The organism is Pseudomonas sp. TKO26 (assembly GCF_003225665.1).
Classification (GTDB): domain Bacteria; phylum Pseudomonadota; class Gammaproteobacteria; order Pseudomonadales; family Pseudomonadaceae; genus Aquipseudomonas; species Aquipseudomonas saponiphila.
In genome coordinates this window covers 186283-207949 of sequence record NZ_QKLN01000008.1, presented here as the reverse complement: position 1 = coordinate 207949, position 21667 = coordinate 186283, and the positions used below count along the sequence as shown (strand labels likewise).

Sequence of the window (21667 nt, the reverse complement as noted above, 5' to 3'; positions counted from 1 at the left end):
TGCAAGACAAGGCCCGCCCATTGGCGGGCCTTGTCGTTTCTGCAGTGGGGGGCGAGGCCTGGTGGTATTTTTCGCTGGCAAGCCAGCTCCTACCGGGTTTGCGGGGCTTTTGTAGGAGCAGGCTTGCCAGCGAAGGGCTCCACATTGCCCACCCGCCAGACACAAAAAAGCCCGCACTTGGCGGGCTTTTTTGTGCGGGGGCTGCCTTACAGCCTGGCCCGCGTCTCATGCATGCGCGCCAGTTGCCGCTCCAGCATCGAGGGGTAGGGCTCCATCAGGCGTTCAACGCAGCAGGCGCCTTCCGGGCTGGCGATAGGACGGATGCGTGCGCGCTGACGGATCAAGGCGTCGTCATTGACCTGGCGTTCCACCAGCAGCAGGTTGCGGCTGTGCTGGGACAGTGCCAAGGCATCCTGGGCGCTTTCGGTCAGCAGCAGGTCGATCTGGCTCAGGCCAAACAGGTCTTCACCCAGCGTCAGGCCTAGTTGCAATTGCAGGGTGATGCCGCTGTCCGCCACCTCGATCTGCAGGGCATGGCCCAGGGCGCGCAGCAGTTCGCCGCAGCAGATGGCGTTGGTCAGGTAGTCGTCGCCGCTGTCTTCGCTGTGGAACAGCATCAGCGTGCTGCCGTCATTCAGGGTGTGCAGTTCGCTCTGGTAGAGCGAGGCGGCCTGATCCAGGCAGTCACGATAGCGCTCCAGCAATTCCATCAGGCGTGCCCGTGGCAGGCGTCGCAGTTGTTCCTGGGCTCCCAGTTGCACCGCGAGTACCGCGCTGTGCTGAGGCTGGGCGGGCGTTTGTGGTTGCAGCGCCGGTTTGGGCGCGGGTGTCGACGAGTGATCGCGCAGCTCGGCGAACGGATCTTCCTCGTCCAGTTCGTCCTCCTCGGCGCTGACCAAGTGCCGTGGAGCAGGCTTCAGGCCGGCTACGGGCGCGCTTTGATCAAAGCTCGGATCGCGCAGGTTGCGCACTTCGAACCCGGGCTCGGGGGCCTCGTCGGCCTCGTCTTCCAGCTCAGGTTGAGGCTCTGGCTCGGGCTTTTCCGGCACCAGGCGGGCGTGCAGTTGGCGCGCCAGATCGCCGATCTCGTCCTGGCGCTGAGTGGCCGGTGTGTGTTCATCCAAGTCCCGCAGCCAGACACGCAGTTGCAGCAACGGGGTGGAGATATGGCGACCCAGGCGCAGGCTCAGGGCCAGCGCCAGGGCCAGCAGGATGGCGCTAAGGATGCCCATGCTCTGCAGGCTGATGGTCATTGGCTGCTGGAACTGCGCCATGTCCAGGCTGATCCGCAGGTTGCCGGCGGTCACGTCCTGAAAGGTGATCTTGGTCTGGTACACGCCCTCGGTTTCGCCCAGCAGGCTGCTCTTGGGGCGCTGTCCGGCCTCGGCGAGGATGCGGTTGTCGACGCTGTAGATCGCCGCGTGGGCCACCAGCGGGTTCTTGGTCAGGTTGTTGAGCAGGACGTTGAGGCTGAGGATGTCGTTGGACACCAGCAGCTCGGTGGCCGAGGTGGCGGTCTGGGTGGTCAGGCTCTGACCCAGGGCATCGGCCTGTTCGTGCATGGCTTGCTTGAACTGCAGGCCCATCACGCCGGCATAGATCACCAGGGCCAGGGCGACCAGGATCACGTTATGGCTGGCGATGCGCAATGCAATCGGCACGCGACGATGGCGCAGTGCACGGAAGATCAGCAGGAAGAAGTTGTCGGTTTTGACTGGCGTGGGCCGGTTCACTGAGCTCGGCTCTTTTGTCCGTGAATTTGACGCGCAGTATAGCGACAGGCCCTAGACCGGCAAAGCGCTGGCTGTGCCCGATGGTCACCGAAAGTGGGTAGAATGCGCTTTTTTTCCACCTCGGGGGTGCGCCTTGCGCGAAATTGTCCTGATCAACATCACCGGCGAAGATCGTCCCGGTCTGACTGCGGCCATTACCGGCGTTCTGGCCCAGGGCGGTGTGAACATTCTCGACATCGGTCAGGCGGTGATCCACGACACCTTGTCGTTCGGCATCCTGGTTGAAATTCCGAGCAACGAACAGAGTTCGTCGGTGCTCAAGGACATTCTGTTCACCGCCTACAAGCTCGACCAGCAGGTGCGTTTCACGCCGGTGTCCGAAGACGATTACCAGCAGTGGGTCGACGGCCAGGGCAAGCAACGCCATATCGTCACCCTGCTGACCCGCAAGGTCACCGCCGAGCAGTTGCAGCGGGTGAGTTCGATCACTGCCAAGTACGGCCTGAACATCGACCACATCGATCGCCTGTCCGGGCGCATGCCCCTGGATATGCCGGCCGATCAGGGCAAGGGCTGCATCGAGTTCTCGGTGCGTGGCGAAGCCGCCGACCCGCAAGCGCTGCGGGCCGAGTTCCTCAGCGTGGCTCAGGAGCTGAACGTCGACATCGCCTTCCAGGAAGACTCGCTGTTTCGCCGCAACCGCCGTTTGGCGGTGTTCGACATGGACTCGACGTTGATCGAGGCCGAGGTGATCGACGAGTTGGCCAAGGCGGCAGGCGTAGGTGATCGGGTGGCGGAAATCACTGAGCGGGCCATGGCCGGCGAGCTGGATTTTCGTGCCAGCTTCAAGGAACGCCTGGCCTTGCTCAAGGGGCTGGATGTCAGCGTGCTGGATTCCATCGGTGCCTCATTGCGCCTGACCGAAGGCGCCGAAACCCTGTTTGCCGAACTCAAGCGTCTGGGCTACAAGACCGCCATTCTTTCCGGCGGCTTCACCTACTTCGCCAAGCAGTTGCAGGCCAAGCTGGGCATCGACTACGTGTTCGCCAACGAGCTGGAAGTGGTGGACGGCAAGGTGACCGGCGTGGCGGTGGAGCCGATTGTCGACGCTCAGCGCAAGGCTGATCTGCTGCGCGAGCTGGCGCACAAGGAAGGCCTGCGCCTGGAGCAGACCATCGCTGTCGGTGATGGCGCCAACGACCTGCCGATGCTGGGCATTGCCGGCCTTGGCGTGGCATTCCGTGCCAAGCCGCTGGTCAAGCAGTCGGCCAAGCAGGCGATCTCCACCTTGGGCCTGGATGGGGTGCTGTATCTGCTGGGCTTCCGCGATCGCGACGGTCAGCTCTGAGCGGTGTGGAAAAGCCCCGTGCATAAAAAACGCCGCTGATCAGCGGCGTTTTTCTTTCCGGTATCTTCGCCTCAGGCCTTGGGCAGGCCCAGGCCCTGGCCCATCCGCACTGGCGAACCGGCGGCCAGTTCTTCTGCCCACTGCACCTGGTCCGGGCCAAACAGCACGATGGCCGTGGAGCCCAGCTTGAAGCGCCCCATTTCGGCGCCTTTTTCCAGGTGGATCGGCGCCCGGGCAGCTTCGTCATAGCGCACGGTCTTGAGTTCGCGCTTGGGTGGCGTTACCAGGCCGGCCCAGACGGTTTCGATCGAAGCCACGATCATGGCACCCACCAGTACCAGCGCCATCGGCCCGCGTTCGGTGTCGAAAATGCACACTACGCGCTCGTTGCGGGCGAACAGTTCAGGCACGTTCTCGGCAGTGGTCTGGTTCACCGAGAAGATCCGGCCCGGAACATAGACCATTTCTCGCAGGGTGCCGGCCAGCGGCATGTGCACCCGGTGATAGTCCTTGGGCGACAGGTAGATAGTGGCAAAGTCGCCGCCCATGAACGGCTGGGCCAGGGCCGGATCGCCCCCCAGCAGTTCCAGCACGCTGTAGCTGTGGCCCTTGGCCTGGAATACCCGGCCATGTTCGATCGGGCCCAATTGGCTGACAGCGCCGTCGGCAGGGCTGAGCACTGCGCCCGGCGTCGGGTCCAGCGGTCGTGCGCCGTCTTTCAGGGCGCGGGTGAAGAAGGCGTTGAAGTGTTCGTAGGCGGTCACGTCCTCGACCTGGGCCTCGGACATGTTCACTTGATACTGCTTGGCGAACCAGCGGGTGAAGGCATTCTTGAACCAGCGCACGCGGCACTCGGCAATGCAGCCGGCCAGGCGCGACAGCAGGTGGTGAGGCAGCAGGTACTGGCTGAGGATGAACAAGCGCTTTTTCATTGGGTGTCCTTAAAAACCTTAAATCTCTACGGGCGTATCGGGATGATTGCCCCATTCGCCCCAGGAGCCGGCGTAGCCCTTGACCCGTGGGTAGCCCAGCGCCTTGGCCACCAGGTAGGTGAAGCCGGAGCGGTGGTGGGTCTGGCAGTGGGTGATGATTTCTTTGTCTTTGCTGATGCCCAGGTCCATGAGGATCTGCGGCATGTCGCGGCGGATGCGCAGGTGGCGTGCCTGATCCATGCCGGCGGTCCACTCGAAGTTCACCGCGCCGGGGATGTGTCCGCCCTTGGCAGCCAGGACCTTCTCGCCGGAGTACTCCAGCGGGCCACGAGCGTCCCAGATTGCCAGGTCGGCGGCGCCAAGGCGGCTTTGCAGGTATTCGCGGGTGGCGGTGGGTTCGTCATGCAGGGTCAGCGGCACCAGAGCGCCTGCCGCAGGTGGCACTTCGGTGCTCACGGGCAGGCTTTCCGCCAGCCAGGCCGGCAGGCCGCCATCCAGGTAGTGGTAGCGGCCGTGGCCGATCACGTCCAGAAGCCAGATGAAGCGCCCGGCCCAGCCGCCGCCTTCGTCGTCATAGACCACGTAGACCGCGTCCGGGTTGTGCCCGAGCTCGCCGAACAGCGCTTCAAGGGCGTGCTGCGGCGGTAGCAGTCCGGGGGCGGGGGGCTGGCCGAGCTGAGTGCGCTTGGGGTCGACGAAGCGCGCCCCGGGGATATGCCCGGTGGCATAGCGGGCGGCGCTGGTCAGGTCGACCAGGATCAGTTGGCGGGCGTCGAGGCGGGCGAGCAAGTCGCTCGGCTCGATGACCAGCGGCAAGCCAGAGAAGTCAGACATTTGAGGTCCCCAGGGCACAAAGGATGGGATTGTAGCGCAAGCGTCATTGGCTGCGGTTGGTAAAGCTGTGCAAGGCTTTTTCGATGCACTGCGCGGTCTTGCCGAATGCCTGGACACTGATTTCCGAGAACGGCACGCCACCCTGGTCGGCGATCACCAACATCAGTACCCGACCATTGCAGGACAGCGAACGCAGCAGCAGGTGGTCGCCACGGAACAGCTGGCGCAATTGTCCCGGCAGGTGGGAGGAGTACTGTGCATTGTTGGCCGGTGTCAGGCGCACCTGGGCGGATTTTTCCAGCAAGCGCTGCAGCAGCGAACTCTGTTTGGTTTGCAGAGTCAGCCCCACAGCCTCCTTGGGCAGGCCGTATAACTGTTGTACTCGCAGATGACTCAGGCTGCGGTCGACCATCAGCAGCAGTACCCGACGCATGCCGCATGCCACCAGCGCGTCTCTGGCAAAGCTGGTGAGATGCACGGCATTGGTAAAGGGACTTTGTTCGAGCAGCAGTTCGCTGCAGGCCTTGCGCCACTTGGCCAGTTCTTCGGCGGTGGGTGCCGGCGCCGGCTGTTCACCGCTATGCAGGCGGCGCGCGTCCCATGGCCAGAGCAGTGCCTGGGCTGGATGCCAAAGGTCGGGCTGGCTGTCATGGCGGGCGCTGGTCGCGGCCTGCTGGTGCAGCTGTTGCTGGACCTGGGCGATCGGCATCTGCAGGTAGAGCCCGGTGAGGTTCTGCCAGCGTCGGCCGTGGGGGTTGTTCCAGGAGTGTTGTGCCGCCAGGGCCAGGCCGTTGGCCAGCAATACGCAGTTGGCCGGCTGGTTCAGCCAGCGCTGCAGGTCCGGATCGGCGTCCAGGCGTTGCTGCTGGCGCAGGGGATGCTCGTTGTCTCGGGCGATCAGCATGGCCTTGGCCAGTTGACGTCGCTCCCGGGTCAGCAGGCGGTAACCCTGCTGCACCCAGATCGGCAAGTGCCAGACCTGCACCAGCGCCTGGCACAGTTCCATCAGGCGCACGCCGAACAGCTGCACTTCCACCTTGCGTGCCGATTCATGCTTATAGATGACCCGCAGCTCCCACTCTTCCATGAGCTTGGGATAGACCAGCGCCATGGCCCACAGCGGCGACAGGAACAGCAGGCTACCCCAGTGAATGTCCTGCCACAGCCGCGCCAGGCGCCCAGCAAAAAAGCCGTTGGCTTGCTGAGTGGCGTGCTGGCTGATCAGTTGCAGTTGCCGCAGCTCCTTGGGGATCTTTTCCTCGGGCAGGGTCGGCAGTTGTTCCAGCAGTTCTTCGGTGCGCTTGAGTCCCAGGCGGTTGACCGCGACCTCCAGGTTTTCCGCCGCTTCGCTCATGCTGCCATGGGAATGCCGGTTGGCTTCGCGGATCACGCTCAAGGCCAGCGCCGGGCTGTTCTGCATCAGGTCGGCGATATCCCGCAGTGAACTGCGGTTGTTGGCGATGGCTTTGCACACGCGATCATGGCTGGCTTGCGGCACCGGCAGGCGCACGCCATTGAGCAGCTTTACCCAGGCGTCGAGAGAGGTGGGCGGGGAATGTGGGACGCTGGTTTCATTAGACATGGTTGGGCGCAATCATCGTCTGCTTTGAACACGCCCAGAGCGGGCCAAACTGGCTTTTCGCCTTAACTGGCTATAGTCTGGCGCAGTTTTGCCGATAAGTAGAAGAAGAGTTTTAAGAACTTCCGAATATGACCTTGAACCCGACTCAATAAGTACTCTCCTACCTATGGCTAAAATTATCGGCATCATCGTCGTATTCGCGAGCGTGCTCGGCGGATACGTGCTCTCTCACGGCAAAATCGCTGCTCTGATCCAGCCCTTCGAGGTCATGATCATCGGTGGCGCCGCCTTCGGTGCATTCCTGCAGGCCAACCCGGGCTACATGACGATGCACGTCGTGAAAAAATCCCTGGGCATGTTCAGCTCGCGTTTTACTCACACTTTCTATCTGGAAGTGCTGGGACTGATCTACGAGATCCTCAACAAGAGTCGTCGCGAAGGCATGATGGCGATCGAGGGTGATATCGAAGATGCCGCGGCCAGTCCGATCTTCGCCAAGTATCCGGCAGTGCTGAAGGATGAACGCATGACGGCGTTCATCTGTGACTACCTGCGTATCATGTCCTCCGGCAACATGGCACCCCACGAGCTTGAAGGCTTGTTCGACATGGAGCTGTTCAGTCTCAAGGAAGACCTCGAGCATCCATCCCACGCGGTGACCGGGATCGCCGATGCCATGCCGGGCTTCGGTATCGTCGCGGCGGTACTGGGTATCGTGGTGACCATGGCGTCCCTGGGCGATGGCGACCAGAAGTCCATCGGCCTGCACGTAGGTGCGGCGCTGGTGGGTACCTTCTTCGGTATTCTGGCGGCCTATGGTTTCTTCGGCCCTCTGGCGACTTCGCTGTCCCACGACGCCAAGGAAGAACTCAATGTCTACGAAGCCATCAAGGCGTCCCTGGTAGCTTCCGCTTCCGGCGTTCCGCCTTCGCTGGCGGTGGAATTCGGGCGCAAGGTCCTGTATCCGGCCCATCGTCCTAGCTTCGCCGAGCTGGAACAAGCGGTTCGCGGTCGCTAAGTCATGGAAAATAATCAGCCGATTATCATCAAGCGCGTCAAGCGCTTTGCTGGCGGGCATCACGGGGGCGCTTGGAAAATCGCCTTCGCCGACTTCGCCACGGCGATGATGGCGTTCTTCCTGGTGTTGTGGCTGCTGTCCACCGCGACCCCGGAACAGAAGATCGCCATCGCCGGTTACTTCAAGGACCCGATCGGCTTCTCGGAAAGCGGCACGCCTTACATCATCGACCTGGGCGGCTCTCCGCAGCTGGCGCCGGAAAACACCCTCAACCCCGAGGTCAAGTCCCAGCCGCAGCCGGACAAGGTCACGGTGGATGCCGAGCAAGTGGAAGGCATGGCCGAGCAGGTGGAGCGCGAGCGTCTCGAACTGTTGCTGCAAGAGCTGCAGAACAAGGTCGAAGAGAATCCCCAGTTGCAGAAGTTCAAGGACCAGATTCTTTTCGAGATCACTCCGGACGGCTTGCGGATCCAGATCATGGACGCCGAGAACCGGCCGATGTTCGACTCCGGCAGCGCGCGCCTGAAGCCGTATTTCGAGGACATCCTGCTGGCCATGGCCGACACCATCAAGGCGGTGCCGAACAAGATCAGCATCAGCGGTCACACCGATGCCACGCCTTATGCCGGCAGTGGCGAGTTCGGCAACTGGGAACTGTCCGCCAACCGTGCCAACGCTGCGCGTCGGGCATTGGTGGCCGGTGGTTATCCTGATCCGCAAGTGGCTCGGGTGGTGGGTTTTGCCTCTTCGGCGCTGTTCGATCGCAAGAACCCGCTCAATCCGGTCAACCGGCGGATCGACATTGTGGTACTGACCAAGAAGGCCCAGCGTGCCATCGAGGGTGAACAGGTCGATCCCCAGGCGCCGGCGCCGACTCAAGGCAGCGGGGCTCCCGGAGAAGTACCGGCCGACCCCCACGCCTTGCCGCCGGGCAGCGAACCGCTGCCGGCTCACGAGGTGCGCCAGCGTCTGAATATCTTTGAGGACGGAGTGCTGAAGATGGATGAGCAGGGGGCTGCGGGTCAGGCCCCCACTGGCAAGCCGGCGGCGCCAGCGCCTCAGCCAGCGGCACCCCCGGCTTCATCGGGAAGCGCCAGGTAAGTAACGAAAAGGCCGCGATCTTCGCGGCCTTTTCGTGTCTGGAGCAGAGGGTTCAGTAGCTGCTGTCGGGCAGGCTGGCGAGAATCGAGCGGTAGCTGTTCATCCGTTGTTGCTGGATGCGCCCGTCTTCCAGGGCTTTGAGCAAGGCGCAGCCCGGTTCGCGATCATGCTTGCAATCGCGGAAGCGGCAGGTGCCCAGCAGGTCATTGAACTCGATGAAGCCGGCCTCGACGTCGGCGCGGCTGACATGCCCCAGGCCAAATTCGCGGATACCGGGGGAGTCGATCAGTTCGCCGCCGCCGGGGAAGTGGAACAGGCGCGCGGTGGTGGTGGTATGGGTGCCCTGTCCGGAAAACTCCGACAGCGGCCCGACCCGGGTTTCGACTTCCGGCAGCAGGCTGTTGACCAGGGAGGACTTGCCCACCCCCGACTGGCCCACGAACACACTGATGCGGCCGTCCAGCAAGGCCTGCAGTTGCTCCATGCCGTCGCCGTGGTGCGCCGAAACTTCCAGCAGCGGGTAGCCCAACTGGCGATAGACCGCCAGCAAGGCATTGAGTGCCGGGGCGTTCTGCTCGTCGATCAGGTCGGCCTTGTTCAGGAGCAGCAACGGGCGGATGCCGGCGTGCTCGGCGGCCACCAGGTAGCGATCGATGAGGTTGGCGTGGGGTTCGGGCATGGGCGCGAACACGATCACGATCATGTCGACGTTGGCGGCTACCGGTTTGAGCTGGCCGCGGCTGTCCGGGCGGCACAGCTCGGTGCTGCGCGGCAGTTGCGCGACGATCACGCCGATCCCTTGATTGCCGGCGCGCCAGACCACCTGGTCACCGGTTACCAGTGCCGGCAGGTTGGCCCGCAGATAGCAGCGGAACACCTGGCCGGCCAGCTCGCCTTCGCGCGCCTCGACCTCGACCTGCACGCCGAAGTGGGCGATGACCAGGCCGGTCTGTTCCGGGCCCAGGTCGCCACCTTCGAGCGCCTCAACGGCAGAGGACTCGCGTTTGGCGGCGCGGGCAGCGCGCTCACCCTGAATCTTTTCGATGCGCCAGTTTTGGCGACGATTGAGCTGGCGTTTGGCCATTGGTGTTCCGTGTCGATAATTACGGCGGTTGGGTAAAGCGGCGGCGAGTTTAGCACGCCGGGCGGGTCCTCTAGGCTAAACTGCGCAACTACGCCGAGGAGCCCTCCCATGCAAAACCCGCAGAACCTGATTTGGATCGATCTGGAAATGACCGGTCTGAACCCCGACACCGACGTCATCATCGAAATGGCGACCATTGTCACCGACAGCAACCTCAACACCTTGGCTGAAGGGCCAGTCATTGCCATTCACCAGAGCGACGAGATTCTCGCCGGCATGGATGAATGGAACACTCGCCAGCACGGTGGTTCCGGCCTGACCCAACGCGTGCGCGAAAGCCGCATCAGCATGGCCGAAGCCGAGGCCCAGACCATCGCCTTTCTCGAACAGTGGGTGCCCAAGGGCAAGTCGCCGATCTGTGGCAACAGCATCTGCCAGGATCGACGCTTTCTGTATCGCCACATGAAAACCCTGGAAAGCTATTTCCACTACCGCAACCTGGATGTCTCGACCCTGAAAGAGCTGGCCGCGCGCTGGGCTCCGGACGTGCGCGACAGCTTCAAGAAAGGCAGCACCCACCTGGCCCTGGACGACATCCGCGAGTCCATCGCCGAGCTTCAGCACTACCGCAAGCACTTCATCAAGTTCTGAGCGGCAGGAGTCGGCTTGCCGGCAAACGGGCGCGCGATGCCATGCGACGCCCGCCCACGCCCTCTTTTGGTGCTCGCTTCAACTGAGTAGACTGCGCGCCTTCTTGTAAGGACCGCCATCATGCTGTTGATGCTTTATCTGATCGCCATTACCGCCGAAGCCATGACCGGTGCCCTGTCTGCCGGCCGCCGTGGCATGGACTGGTTCGGCGTAGTGCTGATCGCTTGTGTCACCGCGCTGGGTGGTGGTTCGGTGCGCGACGTCTTGCTCGGCCATTACCCGCTGACCTGGGTCAAGCACCCGGAGTACCTGGTGCTGACCTCGGTGGCGGCCTTGGTGACGATCTTTATCGCGCCCTTGATGCGTCACCTGCGTTCGCTGTTCCTGGTGCTCGACGCCGTGGGCCTGGTGGCCTTTACCCTGATCGGCTGCATGACCGCCCTGGAAATGGGCCACGGCATGCTGGTAGCCGCGGTCAGTGGGGTGATCACCGGGGTCTTTGGCGGCATCCTCCGGGATATCTTCTGCAATGACATTCCGCTGATTTTCCGCCGTGAGTTGTATGCCAGCGTGTCTTTCGCCGCGGCCTGGTGCTACATGCTGTGCATCTATCTGCAGTTGCCCAGCGAGCAGTCGATCCTGATCACCCTGTTCGGCGGCTTTCTATTGCGTCTGCTGGCGATCCGCTTTCACTGGGAGATGCCCAAGTTCGTCTACAACGACGAACACTGACGGTTGGCGTGCTGCGCCAGGGCCCATTGCACGTGTTCACGCACCAGCTCCGAGGGGTAGTCCTGGCGGGCCTTGAGGGCTTCCAGCACGGGAATGCTCGACGGCGCGTTGCCCAGGCCCACGGCCAGGTTGCGTAGCCAGCGCTCGTAACCGGCGCGGCGCAGGGGCGAGCCCTCGGTGCTGCTGAGGAACTTGTCCTCGTCCCACATGAACAGCTCCGCCAGTTCGGCGTTGTCCAGGTTATGCCGGGGCTTGAAGTCGCCCTCTGCCGAGGTCCGGGCGAAGCGGTTCCAGGGACAGACGATCTGGCAATCGTCACAGCCGAAGACCCGGTTGCCGATCAGTGGGCGCAGCTCTTCGGGAATGGCGTTTTTCAGTTCGATGGTCAGGTAGGAAATGCAGCGGCGCGCGTCCAGCACGTAGGGGCCGACGAAGGCGTTGGTCGGGCAGATGTCCAGGCAGGCGGTGCAACGCCCGCAGTGTTCGCTGGCGTGGGGCTCGTCCACCGGTAGCGGCAGGTCGACGAACAGTTCGCTGAGGAAGAAGTAGCTGCCGGCCTTGCGATTGAGCACCAGGGTGTTCTTGCCGATCCAGCCGAGCCCGGCCTGTTCGGCGATGGCTTTTTCCAGGACCGGCGCGCTGTCGACGAAGGCGCGATAGCCGAATGGACCTATGGCTTGCTGGATGCGCTCGGCCAACTGCTGCACGCGCTTGCGAATCAGCTTGTGGTAGTCGCGGCCCAGGGCGTAGCGCGAGACGTAGGCCTTGGAAGGCTGGGCCAGGCGCTGGGCCATCTGGGTGTCGCCGGGCAGGTAGTCCATGCGCAGCGAAACCACGCGCAGGGTGCCGGGCACCAGTTGTTCGGGGTGGGAGCGCTTGCTGCCATGGGCGCCCATGTAGTCCATCTCGCCGTGGTAGCCGGCGGCGAGCCAGCGCTCCAGGTGCTGCTCATGCTCAGCCAGGTCCAGGCCGCTGATGCCGACTTGCTGAAAGCCCAGTTCGCGGCCCCAGTCCTTGATCGATTGGGCGAGAGCGGGAAGATCCTGGGTAATAGCGGGCATGAGGCGAGAGAAACCGGGGCTGAGGTGCGTATAATTCTGCCAGACATCGGAGCCCTGAGACGCATGCCGCAGACAAAACACCCATTTCCTGAGGTTCAGTTGCTGACTGGCGGTCATTTGCCGTGCTTGAAGGGCCGGCCTGTGGATGCCCATAAGGGGCAGTTCGGTCATCTGTTGCTGATCGGCGGTGATCGCGGCTTGGCCGGCGCCGCGTTGTTGAGCGCGGAAAGTGCTTTGCGCAGTGGCGCGGGAATGGTTTCCCTGGCGACTCGCAGCGAACACGTGGCGGCTGCACTGGCGCGGCTGCCGGAAGTCATGACCCAAGGCACTGACTCGGCCAACCAACTGATGGGGCTGCTGGCCAAGGCGTCGGTGTTGGTGATTGGCCCGGGCTTGGGGCAGGGGGCGTGGGGACGCAGTCTGTTATCCGCAGCGGCCAATGCACCCTTGCCGCAAGTCTGGGATGCCGATGCGCTGAACCTGTTGGCGCAGGGCAAGCTGCACCTGCCCACTGGCAGTGTGATCACGCCCCATCCTGGGGAGGCGGCCCGTCTGCTGGGCCTGACCTGCGCGGCGGTTCAGGCCGATCGGCCGGCGGCGGCCCGGGCCTTGAGTGCAAAATATGCGGCGGTTGCGGTGCTCAAGGGCGCCGGCAGCCTGATCGCCAGTCCCGATGGGCAACTGGCGCGCTGTGATGCCGGGCACCCGGCAATGGCGACTGCGGGGCTGGGGGATGTGCTCGCGGGGCTGATTGGTGCGTTGCTGGCGCAGGGGTTGCCGGCGTTCGATGCGGCTTGCCTGGGTGTCTGGCTGCATGCCTGCGCCGGTGAGCGACAAGGCAAATTGGGCCGCGGGCTGGCGGCCAGTGATCTTATTCCAGCCATTCGTCAGTTGTTGGAGGAGCAATCACCGTGTCTGAGTTAACCCTTTATCTGGCCGACGAGCAGGCCATGGTGGAATTTGGTGCACGCATTGCTCACGTCACCCAGGGAGTGGGGGTGATTTTTCTCGAGGGCGACCTGGGGGCGGGTAAAACCACCTTGTCCCGAGGGATCATCCGCGGGCTGGGGCATGCAGGGGCGGTGAAGAGCCCGACCTTCACCCTGGTGGAGCCCTACGAGATAGGCGCGGTGAGGGCCTTTCACTTCGATCTGTATCGTTTGGTGGACCCGGAGGAGCTGGAGTTTCTGGGTATCCGCGACTACTTCGAAGGCGATGCGCTGTGCCTCTTGGAGTGGCCCCAGAAGGGTGCAGGCTTTTTGCCAAAGCCTGACCTGACCATTACCATTACCCCGCATAACAATGGGCGTTCTGTGCATCTGTTGTCTCAAGGCTCGCGAGGCGAGTCCTGGTGTGCCGCTTTGGCGTTGGAATTCAAATAATTGATGGGGTTAGGTATGCGCATTCGCGCGTTGGTTGCTGTCGTAGGACTGTTGCTTACGGCATTGGCCGTCGATGCTGTGGCCGCTACACAGGTTCGCAGCGTCCGCTTGTGGCGGGCCCCGGACAACACGCGACTGGTCTTCGACCTGTCCGGTCCGGTTCAGCACAGCGTCTTTACCCTGACGGCCCCGGATCGTCTGGTAATTGATATCAATGGTGCGACCCTCGGCGGCCCGCTGAACGTCGCCACGGCCAACACTCCTATTACTGCCATGCGTTCGGCGCAGCGCACCCCCAGCGATTTGCGGGTGGTCATCGACCTGAAAAAGGCCGTCACGCCGAAAAGCTTCACCCTGGCGCCCAACGCGCAGTACGGCAATCGCCTGGTGGTCGACCTGTTCGACAACCCATCCGACGTGGCGGCACCTGCGGCTCCGCCACCGACAGTGACCACTGTGCCCGCCGTGCCTGTCACGCCTGCTGAGCCGGCGATCAAGCTGCCTCCGGCGCCAGCTGGCAAGCGCGACATCATCGTGGTGATCGATGCCGGTCACGGCGGTGAAGACCCGGGTGCGTCCGGCTCTCGTGGCCAGCACGAGAAGGATGTGGTGCTGGCCATCGCCCGCGAGTTGCAGCGTCAGATCAATGGCCTCAAGGGCTTCCGCGCCGAGCTGACCCGGACTGGCGACTATTTCATCCCGTTGCGTGGTCGTACTGAGATCGCGCGGAAGAAGGGCGCTGACCTGTTCGTCTCGATTCATGCTGACGCCGCGCCTTCGGCTGCAGCCTTTGGTGCTTCTGTGTTCGCTTTGTCCGAACGCGGCGCCACTTCGGAAACCGCCCGCTGGCTGGCGGACAGTGAAAACCGTTCCGACCTGATCGGCGGGGCTGGCAACGTCAGCCTCGATGACAAGGACCGCATGCTGGCCGGGGTGCTGCTCGACCTGTCGATGACCGCGTCGCTGACTTCGAGTCTGAATGTCGGGCAGAAAGTCCTGAACAACATTGGCCGGGTTACGCCGTTGCACAAGCAGCGGGTGGAGCAGGCGGGGTTCATGGTGCTCAAGTCACCGGATATTCCATCGATCCTGGTGGAAACCGGCTTTATCTCCAACTCCAACGAAGCTTCGAAGCTGGCCACCGCCAGCCATCAGCAGGCCTTGGCACGCTCCATCAGCAGCGGCGTGCGGCAGTTCTTCCAGCAGAACCCGCCACCGGGCACTTACATTGCCTGGCTGCGGGACTCCGGCAAGATCGCCCAGGGGCCTCGTGATCACCGGGTCAGCCCGGGAGAAACCCTGGCCATGATCGCCGTGCGCTATCAGGTGTCGGCGGCCAGCCTGCGCAGTGCCAACAATCTGAAAAGCGATGAGTTGAAAGTGGGGCAGGTCTTGACCATCCCCGGTACAGAATTGGCGGCCAAGGAATGAATGATTCGGTAATCAGCGGCGCGCGAATCGAGCTGCTCAGCCCGCGGCTGGCCAACCAGATTGCTGCAGGCGAGGTTGTCGAGCGTCCTGCCTCGGTGATCAAGGAACTCTTGGAAAACAGTCTGGACTCTGGTGCCAAGCGTATCGATGTGGATGTCGAGCAGGCTGGGGTCAAGCTGTTGCGGGTCCGCGACGACGGTAGCGGCATCTCTTCCGACGATTTGCCGTTGGCTCTGGCGCGGCACGCCACCAGCAAGATCCGCGACCTGGAAGACCTGGAGCGGGTGATGAGCCTGGGGTTCCGGGGTGAGGCCCTGGCCTCCATCAGTTCCGTGGCGCGCCTGACCCTGACGTCGCGGACCCGGGACGCCGAGCAGGCGTGGCAAGTGGAAACCGAAGGCCGGGACATGGCGCCGCGAGTTCAGCCGGCGGCCCATCCGGTGGGTACTTCGGTGGAAGTGCGCGACCTGTTCTTCAATACACCGGCCCGGCGCAAGTTCCTCAAGGCTGAAAAAACCGAGTTCGATCACCTGCAGGAAGTGATCAAGCGTCTGGCCCTGGCGCGCTTCGATGTGGCTTTCCACTTGCGCCACAACGGTAAGAGCATCCTCAGCCTGCACGAAGCCAAGGACGACGCGGCTCGCGCCCGGCGTGTGGCGGCGGTTTGCGGTTCGGGCTTCCTGGAGCAGGCGCTGCCCATCGAGGTTGAACGCAATGGCCTGCATCTATGGGGCTGGGTAGGGTTGCCGACGTTCTCCCGCAGTCAGGCGGACTTGCAGTATTTCTACGTCAACGGTCGTGCGGTGCGCGACAAACTGGTGGCCCACGCGGTGCGCCAAGCCTATCGTGATGTGCTGTTCAACGGCCGGCATCCGACGTTTGTGCTGTTTTTCGAGGTCGATCCGTCGGTGGTCGATGTCAACGTGCACCCGACCAAGCACGAAGTGCGCTTTCGTGATGGGCGCATGGTGCATGACTTCCTCTATGGCACTTTGCACCGGGCCCTTGGCGATGTACGCCCTGAAGATCAGTTGGCGGCGCCGGCAGCGGTCGCCGGTATCGTCCGGCCTACAGGCCTTGAGGCTGGTGAGTTCGGGCCTCAGGGCGAAATGCGCCTGGCCGCGAATCTCGCTCTGGAGCCGCAGCAATCCCCGCCCGGCCTCAGCGCGCCGGGCACGGGGGCCGGCAGCGGCTATCAGTATCAGTACACCCCGCGTCCCCAGCCGGTATTACCGGCGGCGGAAGCCCAGGGCGTCTATCGCGAATTTTTTGCCCCGCTGCCCGGTGCGTCGGCCACCACCCTGCCGGAAGGGCAGGAGGACATTCCGCCTCTGGGCTACGCCCTGGCCCAGCTCAAGGGCATCTATATTCTTGCGGAGAATGCACTGGGCCTGGTGTTGGTGGATATGCACGCGGCCCATGAACGGATCATGTACGAGCGCTTGAAGGTGGCCATGGCCAGCGAAGGCCTGAGTGGCCAGCCGCTGTTGGTGCCGGAGTCGATTGCCGTCAGCCAGCGTGAAGCCGATTGCGCGGAAGAACATGCCGCCTGGTTCCAGCGACTGGGCTTCGAGCTGCAGCGTCTGGGGCCTGAGTCCCTGGCCATTCGGCAGATCCCGGCATTGTTGAAACAGGCGGAAGCCAATCGCCTGGTGCACGACGTGCTGGCGGACCTGATGGAATACGGCACCAGCGACCGGATCCAGGCCCATCTCAATGAGCTGCTCGGCACCATGGCCTGCCATGGCGCGATCCGTGCCAATCGGCGTCTGGCCGTGGCGGAGATGAACGGCTTGCTGCGGGATATGGAAAATACCGAGCGCAGTGGTCAGTGCAATCATGGTCGACCGACCTGGACTCAATTGGGTCTGGACGATTTGGACAAACTCTTTCTGCGCGGCCGTTGATGACTCAGCTTCCTCCAGCGATTTTCCTCATGGGCCCGACCGCTGCGGGCAAGACCGACTTGGCCATCGAGCTGAGCAAGGTGCTGCCTTGCGAGTTGATCAGTGTCGACTCGGCGCTGGTCTATCGCGGCATGGACATCGGCACCGCCAAGCCTTCCAGGGAATTGCTGGCGCAATATCCCCATCGTCTGATCGACATTCTCGATCCCGCAGAAAGCTATTCAGCGGCGGACTTTCGTACCGATGCTCTGGCGGCGATGGCCGATATCACCGCGCGGGGCAAGATTCCGCTGCTGGTGGGCGGCACCATGCTGTACTACAAGGCGCTGCTGGAAGGCCTGGCGGACATGCCGCCGGCGGACTTGCAGGTACGTGCCGAGCTTGAAGAAGAGGCTCAGCGCCTGGGGTGGCAGGCACTGCATGATCAGTTGGCTGCGGTGGATCCGGAGTCGGCCGCGAGGATCCATCCAAATGATCCCCAGCGTCTGACTCGGGCACTGGAAGTCTATCGGGTCAGTGGGCTGACGATGACCGCTCATCGTCAGCGTCAATTGGCGCAAAGTACTGAAGCAGGCGCATCGGGAGGCGGTCAATTGCCCTATACTGTCGCCAATCTGGCCATCGCTCCGGCGAATCGTCAGGTACTGCACCAGCGTATTGCACAAAGATTCACACAAATGTTGGAACAGGGATTCATTGATGAGGTCGTAGCTCTGCGCTCCAGAAGTGACCTGCACGCCGGGTTACCGTCTATACGTGCTGTGGGCTACCGCCAAGTCTGGGATTACCTGGATGGCAAACTGACGTCAGCCGAAATGCAGGAGCGGGGCATCATTGCCACGCGCCAATTGGCGAAGCGGCAGTTCACCTGGTTACGCAGTTGGGCTGACCTGCAATGGTTGGACAGCCTGGATTGCGACAATCTGCCACGCGCCTTGAAATACTTAGGGACGATCTCCATATTGAGCTGAGTCCTTGCAATTGCCGTCTATCCTTGGGGGTGTGACGGTTTTAGCTATCTGTTTTCCGATTTTTATTATTGATCCTTAAAGGAGTGCGGCACATGTCAAAAGGGCATTCGCTACAAGACCCTTACTTGAATACATTGCGTAAAGAGAAAGTTGGGGTATCCATCTATCTGGTTAACGGAATCAAACTGCAAGGCACGATCGAGTCCTTTGACCAGTTCGTCATCCTGCTGAAAAACACCGTCAGCCAAATGGTTTACAAGCACGCTATCTCTACAGTGGTTCCGGTTCGCCCAATTCGTCTGCCTAGCGCATCCGAATCCGAACAGGGTGACGCTGAGCCAGGTAACGCCTGATAGGAGTCTCCTTTGTTCTTTGAGCGCCACGGTGGTGGTGAACGGGCCATTCTCGTTCACTTGGATGGTCAGGACCCTGAGGCGCGCGAAGATCCGCAGGAGTTTCAGGAGCTGGCATTATCGGCCGGCGCCGAGACCGTCGCGTTTGTTAGCGTGCCGCGTCATCGGCCAACCGCCAAATACCTGGTTGGCAGCGGCAAGGTCGAGGAATTGCGCGACCTGGTCAAAGCCGAACAGGTAGACCTGGTTATTTTCAATCACATCCTCACGCCCAGTCAGGAACGTAACCTCGAACGTGTATTCGAGTGTCGCGTGATTGACCGCACGGGTCTGATTCTCGATATCTTCGCTCAGCGTGCGCGCACCCATGAAGGCAAGCTTCAGGTTGAACTGGCCCAGCTTGAGCACATGAGCACGCGGCTGGTCCGTGGCTGGACTCACCTTGAACGGCAGAAGGGCGGTATCGGTCTGCGCGGTCCGGGTGAAACCCAGTTGGAAACCGACCGGCGCCTGCTGCGAGTGCGTCTGCGGCAGATCAAGGCACGCCTGGAAAAGGTTCGCAGTCAACGTGAACAGGCCCGCCGTGGCCGCAAGCGTGCCGACATTCCTTCGGTGTCGCTGGTGGGCTATACCAACGCTGGCAAGTCCACGTTGTTCAATGCTGTCACCGCCTCCGATGTGTTCGCCGCCGACCAGCTGTTCGCTACCCTCGATCCGACGTTGCGCCGCCTGGAGCTGGATGATCTGGGGCCGATTGTATTGGCCGATACCGTGGGATTCATTCGTCACCTGCCGCATAAGCTGGTGGAGGCATTTCGAGCTACCCTCGAAGAGTCCAGCAACTCCGACCTGCTGCTGCATGTGATCGATGCGCATGAGCCCGAGCGTACTGCCCAGATCGAGCAGGTGATGGTGGTGCTGGGCGAGATCGGGGCTCAAGACTTGCCGATCCTGGAGGTCTATAACAAACTCGATTTGCTCGAGGGTGTGGAGCCGCAGATCCAGCGCGATCCGGACGGCAAGCCGCAGCGAGTCTGGTTGTCGGCCCGTGACGGCCAGGGGCTGGATCTGCTCAAGCAGGCCATCGCGGAACTGCTGGGTGAAGATTTGTTCGTGGGCACCTTGCGCTTGCCTCAACGTTTTGCTCGACTGCGAGCACAGTTTTTCCAGTTGAACGCTGTGCAGAAAGAAGATCACGACGACGAGGGTGTCAGTTTGCTGGCCGTTCGCCTGCCGCGGGCCGAGTTGAACCGGCTGGTCAGTCGCGAAGGTTTGCAGCCGTCGGAATTCATCGAGCAACACACTTTGCAATAAAAGCCTGGGCAAGCGGTTGTGCCGCTGTAGCAGGCATTCTGTAGCATTGGTCGGCGCGCCGTGGGTGCGTCTTTGCTTTATCAGATGGAGAGCGCTATGGCTTGGAATGAGCCGGGTGGCAACTCGAATAATCAGGACCCTTGGGGTGGTAAGCGCCGCAATAATGGCGATCGCAAGGGGCCACCAGATCTCGACGAGGCCTTCCGTAAGCTGCAGGAAAGCCTGAATGGGTTGTTCGGTGGTGGTAAGAAACGTGGTGATGACGGCGGTAGCTCCGGCAAGGGCGGTGGTTTCGGCTTGCTGGGTATTGGTCTTGTCGTGCTGGCGGCCGTGTGGCTGTACAGCGCGGTTTATGTAGTCGATGAGCAGGAGCAGGCCGTGGTACTGCGCTTCGGCAAATACTACGAAACCGTTGGCCCGGGTCTGAACATCTACTTCCCGCCGATCGATCGCAAGTACATGGAAAACGTCACGCGCGAGCGTGCCTATACCAAGCAAGGGCAGATGCTCACCGAGGACGAGAACATCGTCGAAGTGCCGCTGACCGTGCAGTACAAGATCAGCAATCTGCAGGACTTCGTGCTGAATGTGGATCAGCCGGAAATCAGCCTGCAGCATGCGACCGACAGCGCCCTGCGCCACGTGGTGGGTTCGACCGCCATGGACCAGGTGCTGACGGAAGGCCGTGAATTGATGGCCAGCGAGATCAAGGAGCGTCTGCAACGTTTCCTCGACAACTACCGCACCGGTATCACCGTGACTCAGGTGAACGTACAGAGCGCAGCTGCACCGCGTGAAGTGCAGGAAGCCTTCGACGACGTGATCCGTGCCCGTGAAGATGAACAGCGCTCGCGCAACCAGGCTGAAACCTATGCCAACGGCGTAGTGCCGGAGGCTCGTGGTCAGGCTCAGCGCATCCTCGAGGATGCCAACGGTTATCGCGATGAAGTGGTTTCTCGGGCCAAGGGTGAGGCCGATCGCTTCACCAAGCTGGTTGCCGAGTACCGCAAGGCTCCTGAAGTCACACGTCAGCGCCTGTACCTGGACACCATGCAGGAAGTCTTCAGCAACACCAGCAAGGTGTTGGTGACCGGCAGCAAGGGTGGGCAGAACAACCTGCTCTACCTGCCGCTGGACAAGATGATCGACAGTGGTCGTAGCGGCGCTGCTCCGGTAACGGGCTCGGCTTCCGCGGCCAGCAATGAAGCGAACGCGCGCGCTGCGGCTGATCATATGCAGCAACAGCAGCAGACGCGTTCTAGGGAGAGTCGCTGATGAGCAATAAATCGCTGATCGCCCTGATCGTGGGTGTTGTCGTGGCGGTGGTTGCCTGGAACAGCTTCTACATCGTTGCTCAGACCGAGCGTGCGGTGTTGCTGCAGTTCGGTCGTGTGGTCCAGGCCGATGTCCAGCCTGGCCTGCATGTGAAAGTGCCCTATGTGAACCAGGTGCGTAAGTTCGACGCGCGCCTGATGACCCTGGATGCACCGACGCAGCGCTTCCTGACTCTGGAAAAGAAAGCCGTGATGGTGGATGCCTACGCCAAGTGGCGGGTCAAGGATGCCGAGCGCTTCTACACCGCCACATCCGGCCTCAAGCAGATCGCCGACGAGCGTCTTTCTCGTCGTCTGGAATCGGGCCTGCGTGACCAGTTTGGTAAGCGCACCCTGCATGAAGTGGTTTCCGGCGAGCGTGACGCGCTGATGGCGGATATCACCGCTTCGCTGAACAAGATGGCCGAGAAGGAACTGGGTATCGAGGTAGTCGATGTCCGGGTCAAGGCGATCGATCTGCCGAAGGAAGTGAACCGCAGCGTGTTCGAGCGCATGAGCACCGAGCGTGAGCGTGAGGCTCGCGAGCACCGGGCCAAGGGTAACGAGCTGGCGGAAGGCATTCGTGCCGACGCTGATCGTCAGCGGCGTGTGTTGCTGGCTGAAGCCTATCGCGAGTCTGAAGAGGTGCGCGGTGATGGCGATGCCCAGGCGGCGGCGATCTATGCCAAGGCCTACGGTCAGGATCAGGAGTTCTACGCGTTCTATCGTAGCCTGCGTGCCTACCGCGAAAGCTTCGCGAACAAATCCGACGTCATGGTCCTGGACCCAAGCAGCGACTTTTTCCACTATCTGGAAAAATCCAAGCCTTGATCAGGCCCTGATCCGGGAACACCCCGCCGGGCGGCTAAAATGCCTCGCGGGGTGATCCTTTGGGAAAACGGGTGTATGATGCGGCAGCC

Annotated in this window: 20 protein-coding genes; 14 read left to right on the top strand and 6 right to left on the bottom strand. The window is 62.2% G+C overall.

The features are described from left to right. Positions 1-206: 206 nt before the first annotated feature. A complete protein-coding gene (locus tag DNK59_RS14595; protein WP_092319057.1) occupies positions 207-1733 on the bottom strand; it encodes an AhpA/YtjB family protein in 1527 nt (508 codons plus the stop codon). A 133-nt stretch (positions 1734-1866) separates the two neighbouring features. Here DNK59_RS14595 and serB point away from each other — a divergent pair, with 133 nt between their 5' ends. Continuing rightward, on the top strand, positions 1867-3081 hold the full coding sequence (gene serB / locus DNK59_RS14590; protein WP_016964907.1) for a phosphoserine phosphatase SerB: 1215 nt from the start codon (positions 1867-1869) through the stop codon (positions 3079-3081). 71 nt (positions 3082-3152) lie between these two features. Here the strand turns inward: serB and asd are convergent, their stop codons facing one another. From asd to DNK59_RS14575, 3 genes are read right to left on the bottom strand one after another with little or no spacing between them, the layout of a single operon-like run. Further along, on the bottom strand, positions 3153-4013 hold the full coding sequence (gene asd / locus DNK59_RS14585) for an archaetidylserine decarboxylase (RefSeq protein ID WP_092319061.1): 861 nt from the start codon (positions 4011-4013) through the stop codon (positions 3153-3155). A gap of 18 nt (positions 4014-4031) precedes the next feature. Then, complete coding sequence (locus tag DNK59_RS14580) at positions 4032-4847, bottom strand: rhodanese-like domain-containing protein (RefSeq protein WP_110723626.1); 816 nt, start codon at positions 4845-4847, stop codon at positions 4032-4034. Positions 4848-4890: 43 nt separating this feature from the next. Next, a complete protein-coding gene (locus tag DNK59_RS14575; RefSeq protein ID WP_110723625.1) occupies positions 4891-6429 on the bottom strand; it encodes an HDOD domain-containing protein in 1539 nt (512 codons plus the stop codon). 166 nt (positions 6430-6595) lie between these two features. On the opposite strand from DNK59_RS14575, the gene motA reads away from it, so the two are divergent. Together motA and motB are read left to right on the top strand one after the other, a co-directional pair. Further along, the gene (gene motA / locus DNK59_RS14570) at positions 6596-7447 is read left to right on the top strand and encodes a flagellar motor stator protein MotA (protein WP_092319067.1); all 852 of its coding nucleotides are present in this window, start codon (positions 6596-6598) and stop codon (positions 7445-7447) included. A 3-nt stretch (positions 7448-7450) separates the two neighbouring features. Beyond that, positions 7451-8548 (top strand): flagellar motor protein MotB, encoded by a 1098-nt coding sequence (motB, locus tag DNK59_RS14565; protein ID WP_110723624.1) that lies wholly within the window; start codon positions 7451-7453, stop codon positions 8546-8548. A gap of 52 nt (positions 8549-8600) precedes the next feature. Here motB and rsgA read toward each other — a convergent pair whose 3' ends face one another. Beyond that, a complete protein-coding gene (gene rsgA / locus DNK59_RS14560) occupies positions 8601-9632 on the bottom strand; it encodes a small ribosomal subunit biogenesis GTPase RsgA (RefSeq protein WP_016965247.1) in 1032 nt (343 codons plus the stop codon). 108 nt (positions 9633-9740) lie between these two features. Between rsgA and orn the strand changes: the two genes are divergently transcribed. Further along, the gene (gene orn, locus DNK59_RS14555; RefSeq protein ID WP_092319071.1) at positions 9741-10283 is read left to right on the top strand and encodes an oligoribonuclease; all 543 of its coding nucleotides are present in this window, start codon (positions 9741-9743) and stop codon (positions 10281-10283) included. A 117-nt stretch (positions 10284-10400) separates the two neighbouring features. Next, complete coding sequence (locus tag DNK59_RS14550) at positions 10401-11015, top strand: trimeric intracellular cation channel family protein (protein WP_177431252.1); 615 nt, start codon at positions 10401-10403, stop codon at positions 11013-11015. Here the strand turns inward: DNK59_RS14550 and queG are convergent. Then, positions 10997-12076, bottom strand: coding sequence for a tRNA epoxyqueuosine(34) reductase QueG (gene queG, locus DNK59_RS14545; protein ID WP_110723623.1), 1080 nt, complete (start codon positions 12074-12076; stop codon positions 10997-10999). The genes DNK59_RS14550 and queG overlap by 19 nt on opposite strands. Before the next feature lie 63 nt (positions 12077-12139). On the opposite strand from queG, the gene DNK59_RS14540 reads away from it, so the two are divergent. The 9 genes from DNK59_RS14540 to hflC all read left to right on the top strand — a co-directional run bounded on the left by DNK59_RS14540 (position 12140) and on the right by hflC (position 21578). Beyond that, positions 12140-13000, top strand: coding sequence for an NAD(P)H-hydrate dehydratase (locus tag DNK59_RS14540; RefSeq protein ID WP_110723622.1), 861 nt, complete (start codon positions 12140-12142; stop codon positions 12998-13000). After that, entirely contained in the window at positions 12988-13458 is a 471-nt protein-coding gene (gene tsaE / locus DNK59_RS14535; protein WP_092320570.1) for a tRNA (adenosine(37)-N6)-threonylcarbamoyltransferase complex ATPase subunit type 1 TsaE, read from the top strand. Before DNK59_RS14540 ends, tsaE begins: the two co-directional genes overlap by 13 nt. A gap of 3 nt (positions 13459-13461) precedes the next feature. After that, on the top strand, positions 13462-14889 hold the full coding sequence (locus DNK59_RS14530) for an N-acetylmuramoyl-L-alanine amidase (RefSeq protein WP_218281275.1): 1428 nt from the start codon (positions 13462-13464) through the stop codon (positions 14887-14889). Continuing rightward, complete coding sequence (gene mutL / locus DNK59_RS14525) at positions 14886-16796, top strand: DNA mismatch repair endonuclease MutL (RefSeq protein ID WP_110723620.1); 1911 nt, start codon at positions 14886-14888, stop codon at positions 16794-16796. Before DNK59_RS14530 ends, mutL begins: the two co-directional genes overlap by 4 nt. Further along, positions 16796-17767 carry a tRNA (adenosine(37)-N6)-dimethylallyltransferase MiaA gene (gene miaA / locus DNK59_RS14520; RefSeq protein WP_092319083.1) on the top strand — a complete coding sequence of 324 codons (972 nt, stop codon included), beginning with the start codon at positions 16796-16798 and terminating at the stop codon, positions 17765-17767. Before mutL ends, miaA begins: the two co-directional genes overlap by 1 nt. 92 nt (positions 17768-17859) lie before the next feature. Next, on the top strand, positions 17860-18120 hold the full coding sequence (hfq, locus tag DNK59_RS14515) for an RNA chaperone Hfq (protein ID WP_007921378.1): 261 nt from the start codon (positions 17860-17862) through the stop codon (positions 18118-18120). A gap of 12 nt (positions 18121-18132) precedes the next feature. After that, positions 18133-19434, top strand: a complete 1302-nt coding sequence (gene hflX / locus DNK59_RS14510; protein WP_060842327.1) for a ribosome rescue GTPase HflX — start codon at positions 18133-18135, stop codon at positions 19432-19434. Positions 19435-19530: 96 nt separating this feature from the next. Then, positions 19531-20709: an FtsH protease activity modulator HflK gene (hflK, locus tag DNK59_RS14505; protein WP_047283685.1), complete on the top strand. Its 1179-nt coding sequence runs from the start codon at positions 19531-19533 to the stop codon at positions 20707-20709. Then, positions 20709-21578, top strand: a complete 870-nt coding sequence (hflC, locus tag DNK59_RS14500; protein ID WP_016965257.1) for a protease modulator HflC — start codon at positions 20709-20711, stop codon at positions 21576-21578. The genes hflK and hflC overlap by 1 nt, the downstream gene beginning before the upstream one ends. Positions 21579-21667: the final 89 nt, after the last annotated feature.

Bases quoted from the DNA above. Each gene is read 5' to 3' on its own strand.
- motB (WP_110723624.1), top strand. From the start codon at position 7,451: ATGGAAAATAATCAGCCGATTATCATCAAGCGCGTCAAGCGCTTTGCT.
- motA (WP_092319067.1), top strand. From the start codon at position 6,596: ATGGCTAAAATTATCGGCATCATCGTCGTATTCGCGAGCGTGCTCGGC.
- queG (WP_110723623.1), bottom strand. From the start codon at position 12,076: ATGCCCGCTATTACCCAGGATCTTCCCGCTCTCGCCCAATCGATCAAG.
- hflK (WP_047283685.1), top strand. From the start codon at position 19,531: ATGGCTTGGAATGAGCCGGGTGGCAACTCGAATAATCAGGACCCTTGG.
- asd (WP_092319061.1), bottom strand. From the start codon at position 4,013: ATGAAAAAGCGCTTGTTCATCCTCAGCCAGTACCTGCTGCCTCACCAC.
- hfq (WP_007921378.1), top strand. From the start codon at position 17,860: ATGTCAAAAGGGCATTCGCTACAAGACCCTTACTTGAATACATTGCGT.
- rsgA (WP_016965247.1), bottom strand. From the start codon at position 9,632: ATGGCCAAACGCCAGCTCAATCGTCGCCAAAACTGGCGCATCGAAAAG.
- mutL (WP_110723620.1), top strand. From the start codon at position 14,886: ATGAATGATTCGGTAATCAGCGGCGCGCGAATCGAGCTGCTCAGCCCG.
- miaA (WP_092319083.1), top strand. From the start codon at position 16,796: ATGACTCAGCTTCCTCCAGCGATTTTCCTCATGGGCCCGACCGCTGCG.
- DNK59_RS14580 (WP_110723626.1), bottom strand. From the start codon at position 4,847: ATGTCTGACTTCTCTGGCTTGCCGCTGGTCATCGAGCCGAGCGACTTG.
- DNK59_RS14530 (WP_218281275.1), top strand. From the start codon at position 13,462: ATGGGGTTAGGTATGCGCATTCGCGCGTTGGTTGCTGTCGTAGGACTG.
- hflC (WP_016965257.1), top strand. From the start codon at position 20,709: ATGAGCAATAAATCGCTGATCGCCCTGATCGTGGGTGTTGTCGTGGCG.
- DNK59_RS14575 (WP_110723625.1), bottom strand. From the start codon at position 6,429: ATGTCTAATGAAACCAGCGTCCCACATTCCCCGCCCACCTCTCTCGAC.
- DNK59_RS14540 (WP_110723622.1), top strand. From the start codon at position 12,140: ATGCCGCAGACAAAACACCCATTTCCTGAGGTTCAGTTGCTGACTGGC.
- orn (WP_092319071.1), top strand. From the start codon at position 9,741: ATGCAAAACCCGCAGAACCTGATTTGGATCGATCTGGAAATGACCGGT.